Consider the following 14,551-nt stretch of genomic DNA (forward strand, 5'->3'; position numbering starts at 1 on the left):
TCGATTCGATGAGGCTTGTCTCCTCAGGTCGAAAACCGGTACCCGCCTTTCACCGGCTGGGCCTGCCTGGCTTTCTGCGAGCCGGCGCGCGCGGCCGCTGCAAGAATGCTCTCCACCAGATCCTTATCGCGCAGCGGTTTGCCGAGCAGCGGCACGTCGGGGGGCCGGCCGGCGATCGCGTCGGCATCGGCATATCCGGTTATCATCACCGCCGGCCAATCGGCCCGCAGATTGCGGGCGAACCGAATGACCTCCAGGCCCGAGACGAGCGGCATGGCAAAATCGGTGACGATGACATCGAAATCGTACGGCGCGCGCTCGATCATCGCCAGCGCTTCGGCACCGCCCGCGGCACAGGTAACCGCAAAGCCGTGTTGGCGAAGCGATTGCGCCGTCAGTTCCCGCAGTACGTTGCTGTCGTCGATCAGCAGGACCGATGGATAGTCCTCGCCGGCATTCACGACGCTGTCGTCGGCATCGGATTTCTCGGGGATTTCGACCGGACGCTCGATTGAACGCGGCAGCCAGAGCTGGACGGATGTTCCACTGCCGACGGTGCTTTCAATGCGAAGCGTGCCGCCCGATTGCTTGACGAAACCATGCACCGTGCTCAGACCGAGGCCAGTGCCCTTGCCGACCGGTTTTGTGGTGAAGAACGGTTCGACGACCTTGGCGAGAATGTCAGCCGGTATGCCCGACCCGGTGTCCTTGACGGTGACCACGACATAGTCGCCCGCCGAAATATCCTCGGCTGCACGGCCTAGCGTTCGATTTTGCGCCTCCACGATTATCGTGCCGCCGGACGGCATGGCATCGCGCGCGTTGAAGACCAGGTTCATCAGCGCGAGCTCCAGCTGGCTGGCATCGACATGCGCCGGCCACACAGTGTCGTCGACAAGCCAATCGAAACGGATCAGGCCGCCCAGGACCGGGGCCACCAACCCGTTCATTGTATCGCCGAGCGCGGCGAGGCGCACGGCCTGCGGCCTCAGCGTCTGGCGGCGCGAGAACGCAAGCATGCGGTTGACGAGCTCGGCGCCTTGTTTTGCCGACCGGCGTGTCAGTTCCAGAACCTGCCTGGTCTGTCCATCGAACTCGGCGTGGCGCTCGAGCAATCCCAATCCGCTGAGAATTGCGGCAAGCAGATTGTTGAAATCATGCGCCAGCCCGCCGGTAAGCTTGCCGATCGCGTCGAGGCGCTGCGATTGCAGCAGCTGGTTCTCAAGCTCGCGCCGCTCGGTAACGTCCAGCAACGTGCCGAGGATCTCAGGCTCTTTGCCGTCGGAGCCATTCGACAGGACGCCCTGGTCGAGAAAAATCCGGTAATTGCCGTCGGCGCATTGCCAGCGGAATTCGCAGGTGTAGGAGCCGGCGGCCTTGGCTGCGAGCAGGACCTCCCTCACTCTCGGCAGATCGTCGGGATGAACCCGGCTCAGGCCGAAGCCTGGATCGGATGTCAGGCGTTCGGGAGGAAAGCCGGTCAGGCGTTCGACCCCTTCGGTGACAAAGCTGGCGCCGAACGGCGGCTCCGCCGCCCTTGCGTGGAAGCAGACCGGAAGAGAGCTCAAAATGGCATGCTGCCGCTCCTGGGCGCTGCGCAGGGCTCGCTCGGCCTCGAGCTTTTCCTTCTGCGCCTGCAGTGCCTGGGCCAGCAGCCGTTGCTCGGCAGCCGCCTTTTGCTGGATTTCCAGCGTCTTCTCATGAAGTTCGACGAACACGGCGACCTTGGAACGCAGCATGGCCGGGTCGAAAGGCTTGAACACGTAATCGACCGCGCCGGCGTCGTAGCCGCGCAGCATGTGCGCGTCTTCCTTGTTGATGGCGGTGAGAAAAATTATCGGCGTTCGCCTGGATTGCTCGCGCTGGCGGATCAATCCCGCGGTCTCGTAGCCATCCAGCCGGGGCATCAGCACATCCAGCAGGATGACTGCGAAATCCTCCTTCAGCAGTGCGCGCAACGCCTCTTCGCCCGACTGCACGCAGACGACTTCACCGATAGGGGCCAGAACCTCGCCGATCGCCAGCAGATTGCGCTCGTCGTCATCCACGGCCAGGATGCGCGCCTTTGCCGGCCCTGCTGCCGGCGCCATAACCTCCAGCTTCCTTGCTCCGTTTCTCGACAGTTTCTGCATCGAGCGGCCGTCAGTTCACTGCCATGAGCGTCTTTTCCGGACCATGAACACGGGATCGCGAACGGCCGATCCAGACACGCAGCAATGCCAGCAGCAGATCAAGGTCGACAGGCTTGGCGATGTAGTCGGAGGCGCCGGCGTCGAGGCACTTCTGCCGGTCGCCCTTCATTGCCTTGGCTGTGACCGAGATCAACGGGATATGGGCGATCGCCGGCATGCTGCGGATCTGCCGCATCGTCTCGTAGCCATCCATTTCCGGCATCATGATATCGATCAGTGCCGCATCGATGTCCGGGCTCTGCTCCAGAAGCGCGATACCTTCCCGGCCACGCTCCGCATGCAGCACCTGGATGTCATAGGTCTCGAGAACGCTGGTGAGTGAATAGATGTTGCGGATGTCGTCGTCGACGATGAGGACCTTTGCGCCGGCGAGGTCGAACTTGTCCGGCTGTTCGGCTGCCGCACTATTGTTGTCGTGGCCTCGCCCCGGGAGCGTCGCGGATATCAGGAGAGCCAGCTGCGCGAAATTCTCCGCCCGCGGAACGTCCGCCAATGCCGGATGCAAGGCGAGCGACTGTTGCAGCGCTTCCGGATGAGGCGCAAAGAACAGCAGCCGCGACACCGACTGTCCGAACAGGACGGCAATCTCATCCAGCATCTGGGCGTTGTCCTTGGCCGAGCGGCCAAAGCCGAGCACAACGGCATCATAGTTGGCGATGCCGATATCGTCCGCATTCGCGGCGACGCGGCCGATCGCGGTGACCGAGGTGACGCCGTCGCGGATCGCCTCGATCAGCGAAAGGCGGCGCTCGGGATCGGGATCGGCAATCAGGATGCGGCTCTGGACGCGGAGCTTTCTGGAATGAATATCCTGGAAGACCTTCATCAGTTCGTCCGACGATACGGGCTTGGTTGAAATGCTGGATGCACCCTTGCGGGCAAGCACCTCGATGTCTTCGGCGCCCGAGATGACATGAACGGGAATGTCCTTGGTTTTCGGGTCATGGCGAAGCAGATCGAACAGCACCCAGCCGTCGATATCCGACAGTCCGAGATCGAGCGTAATCGCGTCGGGAACCAGCTTGCGTGCCAAAGCCAGCGTGCCGGAGCCCGCGGTCGACAGGACGCCTTTCAGCCCGGCCGAACGTGCAAGGCCGAGCAGCAAACCGCCGAAGGTCGGGTCGTCCTCGACGATCAGCACGACCCGATCTTCCGACGAGATCGTGTCGCGGTCATCGAGCAATTCGGAGGACGGCGGGCTCGGCTGCGCCGTCGTCGCGGCCACCTCCATCGCCGGCAGCAACGCCGCTTGCGGGGCCAAGGCCATCCGGGGTCCGTCGAATGGAATGACCAGAGTGAACGTCGAACCCTTGCCCGGCGTGCTCTCGACCCGCAATTCGCCGCCGAGCAGCCGGGCAATCTCCCGGCTGATCGAGAGCCCAAGCCCAGTGCCGCCATATTTGCGGCTTGTTGTGCCGTCGGCCTGCTGGAAGGCTTCGAAGATCAGTTTCTGCTTGTCCTGCGGAATACCGATGCCGGTATCGCTGACGACGATCGCGAGCGCCTCCATCGGTTGCGCCGAACCGTTGTGACGGCCCGCCTTTTCGGCCCGGAAATTCAAGCGGACCTCGCCTTGCGAGGTGAACTTGAACGCGTTCGACAAAAGGTTGAGCACGATTTGCTGCAATCGCTTCTCGTCGGTGCGGACGGTCTCCGGAAGCTCGGGATCGACGTTGATGGTGAAGCCAAGTCCCTTGTCGGTCGCCAGTTGCCGGAAGGTTCGCTCCATGTGCTGGCGAAGATGCACCACCGGCATGTCGTTGATGTCGATCGAGACGGTGCCCGATTCGATCTTCGACAGGTCGAGGATGTCGTTGATCAGGCTCAAAAGGTCGGTGCCGGCCGAATTGATGGTGCGCGCGAACTCGACCTGCTTGTCGTTGAGATTGCCCTGCTGGTTGGTTGCGAGCAGGTTTGAAAGGATGAGCAGCGAGTTCAGCGGCGTGCGCAGTTCGTGGCTCATATTGGCGAGGAATTCCGACTTGTATTTCGAGGTAAGCGCCAGCTGCTCGGCCTTCTCCTCCAGCGCCCGCCGCGCCATCTCGATTTCCAGGTTCTTGTTCTCCACCTGCTTCTTTTCGTTCTCGAGCAGCTGCGCCTTTTCCTGCAGCTCCTCGTTGGTGGCGTGCAGCTCCTCCTGCTTCTTGGTCAGTTCGGTCTGACGCGCCTGCAATTCCGAGGTCAGCAGCTGCGACTGCTTGAGCAGGCCTTCGGTGCGCATGGTGGCGGCGATGGTGTTGAGAACGATGCCGACGGATTCCATCAGCTGGTTGAGGAACGACTGGTGCGTGTCGCGGAATTCGCTGAACGAGGCGAGTTCGATGACGGCCTTCACCTCGTCCTCGAACAGAGCCGGAAGAATGATCACGTTCGCCGGCGCGGCATTGCCAAGGCCGGAGGTAACGCGCAGGAAATTCGGCGGCACATTGTCCAGCATGATGGCGCGCTTGTCGGCGGCACTCTGCCCGACAAGCCCTTCACGCAGATCGAGGCGTTGCTTGATTTCCGCCTTGCTTTCGGCGCCATAGGAGGCGGCGAGCTCCAGATAGAATTCATCCTCGTCGCGGTTGGTCACATAGAACACGCCATATTGCGCATTCACCAGCGGGGCGAGTTCGGACATGATGAGGCGCGAGACCGTGGCCAGGTCACGCTCGCCCTGCAGCATGCGCGAGAAGCGGGCGAGATTGGTCTTCAGCCAGTCCTGCTCGGCATTCTTCAGCGTCTGGTCCTTCAGATTGCGGATCATCTCGTTGATGTTGTCTTTCAGCGCCGCCACCTCGCCGGAGGCCTGGACGCTGATCGAGCGGGTCAGATCGCCCTTGGTCACCGCCGTCGACACCTCGGCGATGGCGCGCACCTGGGTGGTCAGGTTGGCCGCGAGCTGATTGACGTTGTCGGTCAGGTCGCGCCAAAGGCCGGCAGCGCCGGGCACCCGGGCCTGGCCGCCGAGCTTGCCTTCGATGCCCACCTCGCGGGCGACGTTGGTCACCTGGTCGGCGAAGGTCGCCAGCGTCTCGATCATGCCGTTGATGGTGTCGGCGAGCGAGGCGATCTCGCCCTTGGCATCGACCGTCAGCTTGCGCTTGAGATTGCCTTGCGCGACCGCCGTCACGACATCGGCGATGCCGCGCACCTGGTTGGTCAGGTTCGTCGCCATCAGATTGACGTTGTCGGTCAGGTCCTTCCAGGTGCCGGCGACGCCCTCGACCCGCGCCTGGCCGCCGAGCTTGCCCTCGGTGCCGACCTCGCGGGCGACACGCGTCACTTCGCCGGCAAAGGAGTTCAGCTGGTCGACCATGGTGTTGATCGTCGATTTCAGCTCCAGGATCTCGCCCTTGACGTCGACGGTGATCTTCTTCGACAGGTCGCCGCGCGCCACAGCGGTGGTCACCTCGGCGATGTTGCGGACCTGGCCGGTCAGGTTCTCGGCCATCGAATTCACATTGTCGGTCAGATCCTTCCAGGTGCCGGCAACGCCGCGCACCTGCGCCTGGCCGCCGAGCTTGCCTTCGGTGCCGACCTCGCGCGCCACGCGCGTCACCTCCGAGGCAAAGGAATTCAGCTGGTCGACCATCGTATTGATGGTGTCCTTCAGCTCGAGGATCTCGCCGCGCACATCGACGGTGATCTTCTTCGACAGGTCGCCCAGCGCCACTGCCGTCGTCACCTCGGCGATGTTGCGCACCTGGCCGGTCAGATTGGCGGCCATCGCATTGACGTTGTCGGTCAGGTCTTTCCAGGTACCGGCAACACCGCGCACCTGCGCCTGGCCGCCGAGCTTGCCGTCCGAACCGACTTCGCGCGCCACGCGCGTCACCTCGGAGGCGAAGGAATTCAGCTGGTCGACCATCGTATTGATGACGTCCTTGATCTGCAGGATCTCGCCCAATGCATCGACGGTGATCTTCTGGGTCAGGTCGCCGGTCGCAATCGCGGTTGCTACCTTGGAGACGTCGCGTAATTGCACGGTCAGATTGCCGGCCATGGCATTGACGTTGTCGGTCAAATCTTTCCAGGTGCCGCCGACGCCCTCGACATGCGCCTGACCGCCGAGCTTGCCCTCCGACCCCACTTCGCGCGCCACACGCGTCACTTCCGAGGCGAAGGAATTGAGCTGATCGACCATCGTGTTGACGGTGTCCTTGAGCTCGAGGATTTCGCCCTTGACGTCGACGGTGATCTTCTTCGACAGGTCGCCGCGGGCAACGGCGGTCGTCACCTCGGCGATGTTGCGGACCTGGCCGGTCAGGTTGGCGGCCATCAGGTTGACGTTATCGGTCAGGTCCTTCCAGGTGCCGCCGACGCCCTTCACCTCGGCCTGGCCGCCGAGCTTGCCTTCGGTTCCGACCTCGCGCGCCACACGCGTCACTTCCGAGGCGAAGGAATTGAGCTGGTCGACCATCGTGTTGATGGTGTCCTTGAGCTCGAGGATTTCGCCCTGCACGGCGACGGTGATCTTCTTCGACAAGTCGCCCGAAGCGACCGCAGTCGTCACCTCGGCGATGTTGCGGACCTGGCCGGTCAGGTTCTCGGCCATCGAATTGACGTTGTCGGTCAAGTCCTTCCAGGTGCCGGCGACGCCGCGCACCTGAGCCTGGCCGCCGAGCTTGCCCTCGGTGCCGACCTCGCGGGCGACACGCGTCACTTCGCCGGCAAATGAGTTCAGCTGGTCGACCATGGTGTTGATGGTCGATTTCAGTTCGAGGATCTCGCCCTTGACGTCGACCGTGATTTTCTTCGACAGGTCGCCAAGCGCCACGGCCGTGGTCACCTCGGCGATATTGCGCACCTGGCCTGTCAGATTTTCGGCCATCAGGTTCACGTTGTCGGTCAGGTCCTTCCAGGTGCCGCCGACACCTTCGACGCGCGCCTGACCGCCGAGCTTGCCTTCTGTACCGACTTCGCGCGCGACGCGCGTCACTTCCGAGGCGAAGGAATTGAGCTGGTCGACCATCGTGTTGATGGTGTTCTTGAGTTCGAGGATTTCGCCTTTCACGTCGACGGTAATCTTCTTCGACAGGTCGCCGGAAGCGACGGCGGTCGTCACCTCGGCGATGTTGCGCACCTGCCCGGTCAGGTTCGTCGCCATGGCGTTGACGTTGTCGGTCAGGTCCTTCCAGGTTCCGGCCACACCTTTCACGCGAGCCTGGCCGCCCAGCTTGCCTTCGGTGCCGACCTCGCGCGCCACGCGCGTCACTTCCGAGGCGAAGGAGGCCAGTTGCCCGACCATGGTGTTGACGATCTTGCCGATGCGCAGAAACTCGCCGCGCAGCTGCCGGCCGTCGATTTCGACCATCATCGTCTGCGACAGGTCACCCTTGGCCACCGCGCCGATGACGCGCGCCACTTCGGCCGTCGGCTGAACCATGTCCTCGATCAGATCGTTGACGGAACGGACGCTCGATTCCCAACTGCCGGTGGCGTTGCGGACACGGCCGCGTTCGCCGATCCGGCCATCCTTGCCGACGACCTTGCTGAGGCGTTCGAACTCGCGCGTGACCTGATCGTTGAGTTCTACGATTTCGTTGAAGGTGTCGGCGATCTCGGAATCAAGGCCGGCGTAGACATTGTCGATACGAACGGAGAAATCACCGCTCCGAAAAGCCTTCAGCGCGTTCAGTATTTGACGACGGTCCAATTGCCTTGTGGATGCAAGCACGCTCACAGCGCCCCTCCCAGCTCACGGATTTCTTGAATGTCCTGGTGAAACTGTCCCCTGCGGCCGACACAACTCCCCGCAAGCGCAAGAACGCGGCATGCTCGATTTGGTTCCAGACGAAATTGCCGCTATGCGGCAGGAATTTCGCAGCCGCATTCACGAAACGACGAGCAACAAAGATCCATAATGATTGTATCGATCAATATTTCTGCCCAACGGAACATCTCGAAAAAACTCTCGTTGGTATAGATCGCGATCCAGCGATGCAACTCGATGGAGACACTAAGATGATGAAAATTCTCTCTGCATCCCTACTTGCTATCGGCCTGGCCACATCTGCCATGGCACAATCCATGGGCTCCGGGACCGGTAGCGCCGATGGCAATACCGGCGTCAACACAGGCACTTCCGGCGGCAACACCGGGACCGGCAGCGCAACTACCCCGAACACAATCGATCCGAACGCAACGAACGCTACCACGCCGCAGACAAACGGTATGGAGGATCGCTGCAAGGATACGGCGGGCAGCGATACCGACAACAACACACCCAGCGGCGCTATGACGTCGGATATGCAGAACTGCAACAAGTAACGGAGTTTTGCGCAGCGGTCATTCAGCCCGCGGCCTGGTCCAGACCGGTGCTCGCGGTTCAAACCACAGCCAGAAATATGCAGAGACCGGGCACGGGCTCATTACTTCTGAATGGATCGGCGAGCCCAAGCCGGGCGGCCGATTAACTAGTCTCAGCTAGGTTCTGCGATAGGCGGCGGCCAGCCCGGCGGGCGGGGCGGCCGTTCTGCTGATTTTCGCGGAGAGAACTGGTGGAGCCAATCGGAATCGAACCGACGACCTCTTGAATGCCATTCAAGCGCTCTCCCAACTGAGCTATGGCCCCACTCCGGCAGTTCACCGGCGCCGTTTCCGGCGAAGAGATCCGGCGCGGGTTCTAGACCGCGCCCTTAGTGAAGGCGGCTTCTAACCCCGCCTTCAGTCAATATCAAGCCTTCAAGAACCGCTTTTTCTAAGCAGCGCCGCGAAAGCCGGCGAATGCGGTTCGCTCAGACTTCGTCGTCGTCTTCGCCGACGCCGATCATGTCGGCAACGTCGTCGTCTTCTTCCTCCTCGTCGGCGAGGAACGTGTCATCCTCGTCATCGCCAAGGTCAACGTCGTCTTCGTCATCGCCGAGATCGGGAAGCTCGTCGGCCTTCGCGTCCTCGTCCGCCTCTTCGAGCGAGACGACCTCGACGCCCTCTTCCTCCTCGGCGTCCACTTCCTTCTCGGCAACTTCCTCTTCCTCCTCGAGGGCGGCGATCTTGCCTTCTTCGAAATAGGAGCGCGGATAGCTCTTGCCCGTGTAAGGCGAGACGATCGGGTCCTTGTTCAAGTCATAGAATTTTCGACCTGTCTCCGGGTCGATGCGTTTGGTGCCAAGTTCGGGTTTTGCCACAGCAAGCCTCGTCGATGAAAGTTTGGTCCCCTTAACCAGAGTTTACGGCGCTGTCAAAGCGAAAAGCCGGCGTCCCAAAAAGCTTGAATTCGAAGGCCTTCATACCAAGGGGATGACCATTTCGGCACGCCATGATAGGAGACCCCGCAAACCAGCAGAAAATGGCCGGCCGCCGGCGTTTCCAGGAAAGAACCATGTCGCACACTGCCGCCCCGAAGCAGGCCACCGCCCGCAAATCATCTGGCCTTTCAGGCGCGGCACGGGTGCCGGGCGACAAGTCGATCTCGCACCGCTCGTTCATGTTCGGTGGCCTGGCCTCCGGCGAAACCCGCATCACCGGGCTGCTGGAAGGCGAGGATGTGATGCGTACTGGCGCTGCCATGAAGGCCATGGGCGCCCATATCGAGAAGCATGGCGCTGAGTGGGTGATCCGCGGTACCGGCAACGGCGCGCTGCTGCAGCCGGAAGGCCCGCTCGATTTCGGCAATGCCGGCACCGGCTCACGCCTCACCATGGGCCTGGTCGGCACCTATGACATGGAAACCACCTTCATCGGCGACGCCTCGCTGTCCGGCCGGCCGATGGGCCGGGTGCTCGAGCCGCTCCGCCAGATGGGCGTGCAGGTGCTGAAGGCGACGCCCGGCGACCGCATGCCGATCACGCTGCACGGGCCCAAGCACGCCGCTCCGATCACCTACCGCGTGCCGATGGCATCGGCACAGGTCAAGTCGGCGGTGCTGCTGGCTGGGCTGAACACGCCGGGCATCACCACCGTCATCGAGCCGGTTATGACGCGCGACCACACCGAAAAGATGCTCAAGGGGTTCGGCGCCAATCTGTCGGTCGAGACCGACGAGCGCGGCGTGCGCCACATTTTCATCGAAGGCCAGGCCAAGCTCACGGGGCAGACGATCGCAGTGCCTGGCGACCCCTCCTCGGCCGGCTTCCCGCTGGTGGCGGCGCTGATCGTGCCCGGCTCGGACATTACAATCGAAAACGTGCTGATGAACCCGACCCGCACCGGACTTCTGTTGACGCTGCAGGAAATGGGCGCGCGCATCGACATAATCGATCCGCGCAACGAAGGCGGCGAGGATGTCGCCGATCTGCGCGTGCGCTATTCCGAGCTGAAGGGCGTCACCGTGCCGCCCGAACGGGCGCCGACCATGATCGACGAGTATCCGGTGCTTGCCGTGGCGGCGAGCTTCGCCGAGGGCGAAACGCTGATGCTCGGGCTGGAAGAGCTGCGCGTGAAGGAATCCGACCGGCTGTCGGCGGTCGCCAACGGGCTGAAGCTCAACGGCGTCGACTGCACCGAGGGCGAGGCCTCGCTTGTCGTGCGCGGAAAACCCGGCGGCAAGGGCCTCGGCCAGCATCCCAACGGACAGGGCACCATCGTCCAGACCCATCTCGACCACCGCATCGCCATGAGCTTTCTGGTGATGGGGCTGGCGACGGAAAAACCGGTGACCATCGACGATCAGGCGATGATCGCAACGAGTTTTCCGGAGTTTATGGGGCTGATGACGGGGCTGGGGGCAGAGATCGAGTAGCTTGATGGCAATCAATAGCCTTGGGGGTTGGGGCCAAACTGGAACGTCGGCGGGACAGCGCCCCCCTCTGTCCTGCCGGACATCTCCCCCACAAGGAGGGAGCTTGGCAGCTTCGGCGCTCCGCTCAATCCTGCGACGTAGACAATTGGCGAAAGCCGCGATGGCCGCCGATCTCCCCCCAAGTGGGGGAGATGTCCGGCAGGACAGAGGGGGGCGCGAAGGATCGCAACGCCTATCTGGATCATTGCGCTTTTCGATTCCGGTGGGCGGCCAATGACCCCGACCTTCACCATAGCCATCGACGGCCCTGCCGGCGCCGGCAAAGGCACCCTCGCCCGGCGGCTGGCTGATCACTACCGGCTGAACCTGCTCGACACCGGTCTTACCTATCGCGCGGTGGCGCATGCGCTGCTCCGGCTCGGCCTGCCACTGGACAATGTCTCGGCGGCTGAAACGGCGGCCCGGCAGGTCGATCTGGCAAAGCTCGACCGGGCGGTCCTGTCGGCGCATGCGGTCGGCGAGGCCGCCTCGAAAGTTGCCGTCATCCCGGCGGTGCGGCGCATCCTGGTCGAGAAACAGCGCGAGTTTGCAAAAACACCGCCTGGCGCGGTGCTCGACGGCCGCGACATCGGCACTGTCGTCTGTCCCGATGCCGACGTAAAACTCTATGTCACGGCCAGCGCCGAGGTGCGGGCAAAGCGGCGGCTGGATGAAATCGAGAGCATCGGCGGCACTGCCAATTTCGATGAAATCCTTGCCGATATCGTGCGCCGCGACGAGCGCGACATGGGCCGCATGGACTCGCCCTTGAAGCCGGCCGCCGATGCGCACTTGCTCGACACGTCGGAAATGGCTATAGAGGCCGCGTTTCTGGCAGCTCAGGCGATCATCGACGACGTCCTGGCTAAGAGAAACGAAGCCTGAGCCGGGTTTTCCTGCCGCCGCCGATTGCCGGCGACAAAAGAATTCCCATATTGGGCGTGAACCAGCCTGCCAGCATTCTTCATGCGCCGGAATTGCCGCTCAAGGGCGGCCAAGGGCTTTTTGCCCGGAACGCCGGCAGGCCAACGCAACGCTAACCCACGGCGCCCGCCCCGCGACAGATTGCGGGGCATTCCAGGAGAAACTATGTCAGTTGCAAATCCCACTCGCGATGATTTCGCGAGCCTGCTCGAAGAATCATTTTCCGCCGGCCATTCCGGCGAAGGCCAGGTCGTCAAGGGCATCATCACCGCCATTGAGAAGGACATGGCCATCATCGACGTCGGCCTCAAGGTCGAAGGCCGCGTGCCGCTGAAGGAATTCGGCGTCAAGGGCAAGGACACGACGCTCAAGGTCGGCGACACGGTCGAGGTCTATGTCGAGCGTATCGAGAACGCGCTTGGCGAAGCCATGCTGTCGCGCGAAAAGGCCCGCCGCGAAGAGAGCTGGGTCCGTCTCGAAGAGAAGTTCACCAAGGGCGAACGCGTCGAAGGCGTCATCTTCAACCAGGTCAAGGGCGGCTTCACCGTCGACCTCGACGGTGCCGTGGCCTTCCTGCCGCGCAGCCAGGTCGATATCCGCCCGATCCGCGACGTCTCGCCGCTGATGCACAACCCGCAGCCCTTCGAGATCCTCAAGATGGATCGCCGCCGCGGCAACATCGTGGTGTCGCGCCGCACCGTGCTCGAGGAGAGCCGCGCCGAACAGCGTTCGGAAATCGTGCAGAATCTCGAAGAAGGCCAGGTGGTCGAAGGCGTCGTCAAGAACATCACCGACTATGGTGCGTTCGTCGACCTCGGCGGCATCGACGGCCTGCTGCACGTCACCGACATGGCCTGGCGCCGCGTCAATCATCCGACCGAAATCCTCAATATCGGCCAGACGGTCAAGGTGCAGATCATCCGCATCAACCAGGAAACCCACCGCATCTCGCTCGGCATGAAGCAGCTCGAGAGCGATCCGTGGTCCGAGATCGGCACCAAGTTCCCGATCGGCAAGAAGATCAAGGGTACCGTCACCAACATCACCGACTACGGCGCGTTCGTCGAGCTGGAGCCGGGCATCGAAGGCCTCATCCACGTTTCGGAAATGTCGTGGACCAAGAAGAACGTGCATCCCGGCAAGATCCTGTCGACGACGCAAGAAGTCGACGTGGTGGTGCTCGAAGTCGATCCGGCCAAGCGCCGCATCTCGCTTGGCCTCAAGCAGACTCTGGAAAACCCGTGGGAGGCCTTCGCGCGCAGCCATCCGGTCGGCAGCCAGGTGGAGGGCGAGGTCAAGAACAAGACCGAGTTCGGCCTGTTCATCGGCCTCGAAGGCGACGTCGACGGCATGGTCCACCTTTCCGACCTCGACTGGACCCGTCCGGGCGAGCAGGTGATCGAGGAGTACAATCGCGGTGACATGGTCAAGGCGCAGGTGCTCGACGTCGACATAGACAAGGAGCGCATCTCGCTCGGCATCAAGCAACTGGCCAAGGACACGGTCGGCGAAGCAGCGACGTCAGGCGAACTGCGCAAGAACGCAGTCGTCACCTGCGAGGTTATCGGCGTGAAGGATGGCGGTCTGGAAGTGCGGCTGGTCGACAGCGGCATCGAGACCTTCATCAAGCGCTCCGACCTCAGCCGTGACCGCGACGAGCAGCGCCCCGAGCGCTTCACCGTCGGCCAGAAAGTCGACGCCCGCGTCATCGCCTTCGACAAGAAGACCCGCAAGCTGCAGGTCTCGATCAAGGCGCTGGAAATCGCCGAAGAGAAGGAAGCGGTCGCTCAGTACGGCTCAACCGATTCCGGCGCTTCGCTGGGCGATATTTTGGGTGCCGCGCTGAAGAAGCAGGGCAGCTAAGCCAACACCGCGCCTCGCGCGGGTTATAAAACGAAACAAAAAGCCCCGCCGGAACGATCCGGCGGGGCTTTTGCTTGTGACCCTTTGCTTGCGAACGGACCGCAGGCTCAGGCCCGGCCGTAGAGTGGCACCAGCGTGCCGCTGATCGCCATGTTGGCCGGCGAGGCAAGGTAGGCAATGGCCTCGGCCGCCGCTTCAAGGCTGACCCATCTGCTGAAATCTGCGTTCGGCATGTCAGCCCGGTTGGCCGGCGTGTCGAGCGTCGAAGGCGCCACGGCGTTGACCAGGATGCCGTTGCCCTTCAGCTCTTCGGCTATCGCCACGGTCATCGCGGCGACTGCCGCCTTGGCGGCGGCGTAGGCCACCTTGCCGGAGCCGCGCCGCGGATCGAGCCCGGCTCGCGCGGTGACATTGACGATGCGGCCCGGCACGGAAGATCCCAGCATCGAGCGTATCGCCGCGCGGCAGCACAGAAAGGTGGTGCGGGCATTGGTGTCCATCATCTCGGCGAAGGAGGCGGGTTCGATCTTCTCGACCGGCGCCGCGGTGAAGCCGCCGGCAAGATGCACCGATGCCCATAAATCTGGAACGCTGGCATAGAAGGCGTCGACCTTGGCAGGGTCGGCAAGGTCGACATTGTGCGCCAGCCTGACGCGGTCATGCGCCGGAAAGGGAAAATGCGCAGGCGCGGCAGCGTGGGCATTGGGCACATGGCAGATCGCGCCCTGCTCCAGCAGTTTTCCTACGACCGCGCCGCCAAGGGCACCGGTGCCGCCGGTCACCACGATATGTCTGCCGTCCAGTGTTTCCGTCATATTCGACCGCTCCGTCATTGCGCGCCGCCGATGCGGAAGGTCGCGCCTTTCGC

8 protein-coding genes and 1 tRNA gene are annotated in these 14,551 nt (G+C 62.8%); 4 read left to right on the plus strand and 5 right to left on the minus strand.

Going from position 1 to position 14,551, the window contains the following annotated elements:
- Window positions 1-23: 23 nt before the first annotated feature.
- Both NKH04_RS01645 and NKH04_RS01650 read right to left on the minus strand, forming a co-directional pair.
- The gene (locus NKH04_RS01645; protein WP_352813849.1) at window positions 24-2,090 is read right to left on the minus strand and encodes a PAS domain-containing hybrid sensor histidine kinase/response regulator; all 2,067 of its coding nucleotides are present in this window, start codon (window positions 2,088-2,090) and stop codon (window positions 24-26) included.
- A gap of 52 nt (window positions 2,091-2,142) precedes the next feature.
- On the minus strand, window positions 2,143-7,854 hold the full coding sequence (locus NKH04_RS01650) for a HAMP domain-containing protein (RefSeq protein WP_353044004.1): 5,712 nt from the start codon (window positions 7,852-7,854) through the stop codon (window positions 2,143-2,145).
- A gap of 44 nt (window positions 7,855-7,898) precedes the next feature.
- On the opposite strand from NKH04_RS01650, the gene NKH04_RS01655 reads away from it, so the two are divergent.
- A complete protein-coding gene (locus NKH04_RS01655) occupies window positions 7,899-8,447 on the plus strand; it encodes a hypothetical protein (protein WP_352469899.1) in 549 nt (182 codons plus the stop codon).
- Between the two features lie 228 nt (window positions 8,448-8,675).
- On the opposite strand, the gene NKH04_RS01660 is transcribed toward NKH04_RS01655, so the two are convergent.
- Together NKH04_RS01660 and NKH04_RS01665 are read right to left on the minus strand one after the other, a co-directional pair.
- Window positions 8,676-8,751, minus strand: a tRNA-Ala gene (locus NKH04_RS01660).
- Window positions 8,752-8,914: 163 nt separating this feature from the next.
- The gene (locus tag NKH04_RS01665) at window positions 8,915-9,304 is read right to left on the minus strand and encodes a TIGR02300 family protein (protein WP_023676282.1); all 390 of its coding nucleotides are present in this window, start codon (window positions 9,302-9,304) and stop codon (window positions 8,915-8,917) included.
- A gap of 194 nt (window positions 9,305-9,498) precedes the next feature.
- Between NKH04_RS01665 and aroA the strand changes: the two genes are divergently transcribed.
- The 3 genes from aroA (at window position 9,499) to rpsA (ending at window position 13,683) form a co-directional block, all read left to right on the plus strand.
- Window positions 9,499-10,857, plus strand: coding sequence for a 3-phosphoshikimate 1-carboxyvinyltransferase (aroA, locus tag NKH04_RS01670; RefSeq protein ID WP_353043975.1), 1,359 nt, complete (start codon window positions 9,499-9,501; stop codon window positions 10,855-10,857).
- 273 nt (window positions 10,858-11,130) lie between these two features.
- On the plus strand, window positions 11,131-11,781 hold the full coding sequence (gene cmk / locus NKH04_RS01675; protein ID WP_353043976.1) for a (d)CMP kinase: 651 nt from the start codon (window positions 11,131-11,133) through the stop codon (window positions 11,779-11,781).
- A 204-nt stretch (window positions 11,782-11,985) separates the two neighbouring features.
- Complete coding sequence (gene rpsA / locus NKH04_RS01680; RefSeq protein ID WP_023676278.1) at window positions 11,986-13,683, plus strand: 30S ribosomal protein S1; 1,698 nt, start codon at window positions 11,986-11,988, stop codon at window positions 13,681-13,683.
- 107 nt (window positions 13,684-13,790) lie between these two features.
- Here the strand turns inward: rpsA and NKH04_RS01685 are convergent, their stop codons facing one another.
- Window positions 13,791-14,498, minus strand: a complete 708-nt coding sequence (locus tag NKH04_RS01685) for an SDR family NAD(P)-dependent oxidoreductase (RefSeq protein WP_023676277.1) — start codon at window positions 14,496-14,498, stop codon at window positions 13,791-13,793.
- Window positions 14,499-14,551 lie beyond the last annotated feature (53 nt).

The organism is Mesorhizobium sp. M1365 (assembly GCF_040317865.1).
Lineage (GTDB): Bacteria > Pseudomonadota > Alphaproteobacteria > Rhizobiales > Rhizobiaceae > Mesorhizobium.